The sequence below is a fragment of the Mesorhizobium sp. M1A.F.Ca.IN.020.06.1.1 genome, assembly GCF_004023265.1.
GTDB lineage: Bacteria > Pseudomonadota > Alphaproteobacteria > Rhizobiales > Rhizobiaceae > Mesorhizobium.
This window is the reverse complement of the sequence record NZ_RZSR01000571.1, coordinates 1-3,944: the sequence shown is the minus strand read 5'-3', so window position 1 is coordinate 3,944 and position 3,944 is coordinate 1. Positions and strand designations below refer to the sequence as shown.

The 3,944-nt window shown below is 63.8% G+C and carries 5 protein-coding genes and 1 pseudogene; 3 read left to right on the top strand and 3 right to left on the bottom strand.

Going from position 1 to position 3,944, the window contains the following annotated elements; translation table 11 throughout:
- A partial coding sequence (locus EOA60_RS22500; protein ID WP_164899466.1) for a GNAT family N-acetyltransferase occupies positions 1–520 on the bottom strand: 520 nt, incomplete at its 3' end.
- On the bottom strand, positions 517–1,404 hold the full coding sequence (gene serB, locus EOA60_RS22495; protein ID WP_095802669.1) for a phosphoserine phosphatase SerB: 888 nt from the start codon (positions 1,402–1,404) through the stop codon (positions 517–519). The genes EOA60_RS22500 and serB, both read right to left, overlap by 4 nt.
- On the opposite strand from serB, the gene miaA reads away from it, so the two are divergent.
- Positions 1,394–2,338 carry a tRNA (adenosine(37)-N6)-dimethylallyltransferase MiaA gene (miaA, locus tag EOA60_RS22490; protein WP_095825023.1) on the top strand — a complete coding sequence of 315 codons (945 nt, stop codon included), beginning with the start codon at positions 1,394–1,396 and terminating at the stop codon, positions 2,336–2,338. The two genes, serB and miaA, sit on opposite strands and share 11 nt — an antisense overlap.
- 122 nt (positions 2,339–2,460) lie before the next feature.
- Entirely contained in the window at positions 2,461–3,252 is a 792-nt protein-coding gene (locus tag EOA60_RS22485; RefSeq protein ID WP_066990920.1) for a GGDEF domain-containing protein, read from the top strand.
- A 208-nt stretch (positions 3,253–3,460) separates the two neighbouring features.
- On the opposite strand, the pseudogene EOA60_RS22480 reads toward EOA60_RS22485, so the two are convergent.
- Positions 3,461–3,832: pseudogene (locus EOA60_RS22480) on the bottom strand (ATPase); the annotation flags it as partial.
- On the opposite strand from EOA60_RS22480, the gene EOA60_RS38320 reads away from it, so the two are divergent.
- On the top strand, positions 3,759–3,944 hold a 186-nt coding region (locus EOA60_RS38320), incomplete at its 3' end, for a hypothetical protein (RefSeq protein ID WP_206628193.1). The pseudogene EOA60_RS22480 and the gene EOA60_RS38320 overlap by 74 nt on opposite strands.

Here is a 3,944-nt window from a genome sequence, read left to right as displayed (position 1 = left end):
GCGCATGCCGCTTAAGATGAGGGTGGCTGTCCGGCACGGCGGGATGGTCGAAATCGGCGCCCGGGTCGGCGCGCATGCCGAGCCGCTTCATGACGGCGATCGAACGATGGTTTTCCACGACGGCAAAGGAGACGATTTCGTCCAGCTCCAGCGTTTCGAAACCGAAGGAGAGCCAGGCTTCGGATGCCTCGGTGACATAGCCCTTGCGCCAGTATTCCGGTGCCAGCCGCCAGCCGATCTCGATCGTGCCGGCCGGCAGGGAAGGCACATGATCGGTTTGGAGGAGGCCGACGAAGCCGATGCACTCGCCGGTGGCGGCAATCTCGGCGGCGGCGAAACCGTAGCCATCCTCATCGATCCAGGCGCGGAGCTCGTCCATCTTTGCGTCCGCCGCGGCCCGGTCGCGGCGGAACGGAAAAAATTCCATCACGCGCTCGTCCGAGTTGATACGATGGAAGAGCGCGCGGTCGCGCTCTTCCCAATTGCGCAAGATGAGGCGCTCGGTGCGGATCGGCTTCATTGCACGAACTCGTCCTGGCGATAGCCCTGGAGGTAGAGCAGCGCCGTCAGATCGCCGTGGTCGATGCGGATCCTTGCCTGCTCAGCCACCGCCGGCTTGGCGTGAAGAGCGACGCCAGTGCCGGCCAGGCGGATCATGTCGAGGTCATTGGCGCCGTCGCCCACGGCAACGGCATCCTGCGTCGTCACGCCCAGCCTTGCCGCGATGTCGAGCAGCGCCTCGGCCTTGGCGGCGCGGCCGAGAATAGGCGCGGCCACCGTGCCGGTGAATCTGCCGCCGTCCTCGATCAGCCGGTTGGCGCGGTTTTCCTGGAAGCCCAGCATTGCGGCGATGCGGTTGGTGAAGACGTCGAAGCCGCCTGAGACCAGCGCCGTCCAGGCGCCGTTGGCACGCATGGTCTGCACCAGCGCGCGGCCGCCGGCGGCCAGCGTCAGCCGGTTGGCGAGGATGCGGTCGACCACCGCCGTGTCGAGGCCCTTCAGCAAGGCGACGCGTTCGCGCAAGGCCGGCTCGAATGCGATCTCGCCATTCATCGATCGCGCGGTGATCGCAGCGACACGGTCTTTGACGCCGATCTCGTCAGCAAGCTCGTCGATGCATTCCTGATTGATCATGGTCGAATCCATATCGGCAAGCAGGATCCTCTTCCTCCTGCCTTCAGCCGGCTGGACGATGATGTCGACCGGCTCGGAGGCCAATGCCGCGCGCAGATTGGCCGTCAATTCGCCGATGTCGGGAGTCTCCGGCAAAACCAGATCGCAGGCGACATCCTCGGCCAGCCAATGAACGGCGCTTGCGCCTGCCGCTCGCGAGGCGATATTCGCAAGCGGGACCGACACTCGGCGGTCTTTGGGATTGGACACAAGCGTGGCGATCAGAGGCATCGAAAATTCCGGCAGGCAGACGGGCGAAGGCCGCGTGAAAAACGCCATCCTGATAGCGGGGCCGACCGCCAGCGGCAAGTCGGCGCTGGCGCTGGACATCGCCGAGCGCAAGGGCGGCGTCATCGTCAACACCGATTCCATGCAGGGCTATTCGGTTCTTGACGTGCTGACGGCGCGTCCGAGCGCGGCCGAAACGGCGCGCGTGCCGCATTATCTGTACGGTCACGTGCATCCTTCGACAGCCTACTCGACCGGCGCCTGGCTGCGCGACGTCACCGGGCTGATCGCGGAAGGTATTTTCTCCGGCCGGCCGGCTGTCTTCGTCGGCGGCACCGGGCTCTATTTCCGAGCTTTAGCCGAAGGCATCTCGGACATGCCCGACATTCCGCCTTCGGTGCGTGAGCGCTGGCGCTACGAACTCAAGGAACAAGGGGCAGAACGGCTGCACCGTGTACTGATGCATCAGGATTCGGCTGTCGCCATGCAGCTCCGGCCGACCGATGGCCAGCGCATTGTGCGGGCGCTGGAGGTGCTCGACGCGTCGGGACGGTCGATCCTTGAATGGCAAGCGGCACGCGGCCAGCCGCTCATCGACCGCGACAGCGCACGCTTCCTGGTGATCGAGCCGGATCGCGGCGAACTGGTGGCGCGTATCGGGGCGCGTTTCGATCAAATGCTCGACAAGGGCGCGCTCGACGAGGTCAGGCAGTTGATGGCACTCGACCTCGATCCGAACCTGCCGGCGATGAAGGCGATCGGCGTGCGCGAGCTGCAGGCCGCGATGGCCGGACACATGGGCTTTCCCCAAGCGATTGAGCGAGCCAAGATCGCGACGCGCCAATATGCCAAGCGGCAGACGACCTGGTTCAAACACCAACTGGGGCCGGAGTGGCAAAGGTTACGCCCGGGCGAGAAATGGTCAATCGAGGACTGATAGAATGCGATTTGATCAGGGCTTGGAATTGAGAGCGCAGCTTCCCGTCACGGTTGTCCGGGTTAACCGTCCGTAAGGCCTGGCATGCCATAACGGCGACGGTCGCAGTACCGCGGGGCGTTATGCGTTTTCACAAGGCGGAATCGGCGTTTTTCGTCTTTATCTTCGTGATCCTGGCCGCCGGCCTGGTGACCTTTCACGCCTATGGCCAATTGCAGGATATCGCGACCGCTCTCGACACCGCATCGCGTCTCGACAGAATCGCCTATCTCAACAAATTGCTGTTCGTGACCGGTGCGCTGCTGGCTGCTGCCTTGTTCTTTGGAACCTTCTTCATCTACCCGCTGATCCGCGGCCAGGTGAGGGAAGAGGGCAAGTTGCGCGCCATGACGGTGTCGCTGAGCGCCCGTTCGCAAACGCTTGAGCACGCAGCACTCACCGACGGCCTGACCGGAATGCAGAACCGCCGCTACTTCGATGACGCGTTGCGGGAATATCTCGACGAATTCGGCCGCATCGACAAGCCGGTGGGCCTGATGATCCTCGATCTCGATCATTTCAAGCAGGTCAACGACACGCATGGCCACGATGTCGGCGACGAGGTTCTGCGGTCCGTCGCGCAGTGCGTACGGGGCATGACCCGCTATCACGATGTGGTGGCGAGGCTGGGCGGCGAGGAGTTCGCCGTGGTCACGCCCAACATGGATGCGGAACTGCTCGCGCGGTTCGCCGAGCGCATCCGCAAGGCGATCGCCAACCTGTCGATCATGTCGGGCAATGTGCGGCTGAAGGTCACCACCAGCGTCGGCCTCGCCGTCTGGGACCGCAAGGAGAGTGCCGAGGACTTCTATCGCCGCGCCGACCGGCAGCTCTACGAGGCGAAGAAGCAGGGCCGCAACCGCGTCTGCGCCTGAAATTCCATGATCAAATTCTTGACGCTGGCCGCCTGGAGCCGTGTTCTGCGCTTCTACCGCGCCGCGCGTCTCCTATGATCCTTTCCGAAAAGCGTTCTCGATTTTCGGGGTCATGCGCGTGCTCACGGACTATATGTCCGCTCCGGTTCTCGAAAGCGACTTCAGTCGACTCAGCCCGGGACTCAGTCGGCGCGAAGATGCAGAACGATTAGTCGTTCTGCTGGCGCATGCCGAAGGTCGAGGGCCTCAGGCCGTAACGCATGTCGAAATCGTCGTCCGGTTGCACGCGCGGCGCCGATGGCTTGCGGTAGTCGGGGTCGCCAGCCTGGCGCCCGGTATCGACGGCTTCGGCGAACGCTATCGACTGCTGCGGTTTCGGCACGTTGCGCAGACGCTCGACAATTCCGGCGAGATCGACATCGTCGCCGGAATCCGCGGGCAAGGCCTGCTCCCGCTTCGCTGTGCCGGGAATGAATTCCTGGGACAGTTTCTCGAATTTGAGCCGCATGGTCGTCGCCACGCCTTCGCCGAAGGCAATGGCTTCGCGCTGGCCCATGGAGGACAGGAACGCAATCGAGGTCAGCATCGAACTGATCGGCGAGGTGCGCGACGGAGCCGAGCCCAGCGCCAAACCGGTCTTCGACCGCGGAATCACCACCTATCCGCATATCGGCGCGGTTGCCCACCGTATC